We start from the raw sequence: 417 nt of genomic DNA, 5'->3' as shown, positions 1-417 counted from the left end.
GGAGGAGGTGGTCGGTGCCGATCCTCTTCGTGCCCGAGCAGGGCGGTTGGCGCAGACTGCCCTTGAGGACCTTCTTCGTCTTCGGGGTGAATGGGGATGTGCCCGGCGGCCGGTGTGGAGCCCGCCGGTGCGCTGGCATCCGCGAGCTTGCTCTCGAGTGCCGGTGCGGTGACGCCCCATGAGGTCAGCGCTGCCGCTCCGGGGCCGCCGGCGTCGAAGATCCCGACCAGCAGGTGTTCGGTGCCGACTCCAGTTCTGGTGGTGGGTGCGGGCGGCGCCGGCGGCGAGGACGACCACTTGACGGGCTTGATCGGAGAATCTCTCGAACACCATGACGCGCTCCCTCCCAGGCGTCGCCGCGAGCTACGCGAACTACTGCTGAATTCCCTGCTGCCCATTCTGGGCGGTGTGCAGGGG

At 68.8% G+C, this 417-nt stretch carries 1 protein-coding gene; it reads right to left on the bottom strand.

Going from position 1 to position 417, the window contains the following annotated elements; all coding sequences use genetic code 11:
- Positions 1–398: Clp protease N-terminal domain-containing protein (locus G9373_RS45725; RefSeq protein ID WP_277346765.1), on the bottom strand; the 398-nt coding region annotated here is incomplete at its 3' end.
- Positions 399–417 lie beyond the last annotated feature (19 nt).

Source organism: Rhodococcus sp. A14, from assembly GCF_011603105.1.
Classification (GTDB): Bacteria; Actinomycetota; Actinomycetes; order Mycobacteriales; family Mycobacteriaceae; genus Rhodococcus_F; species Rhodococcus_F opacus.
The sequence above is the reverse complement of the archived record's forward strand: the minus strand, read 5'-3'. Positions and strand labels throughout refer to the sequence as shown.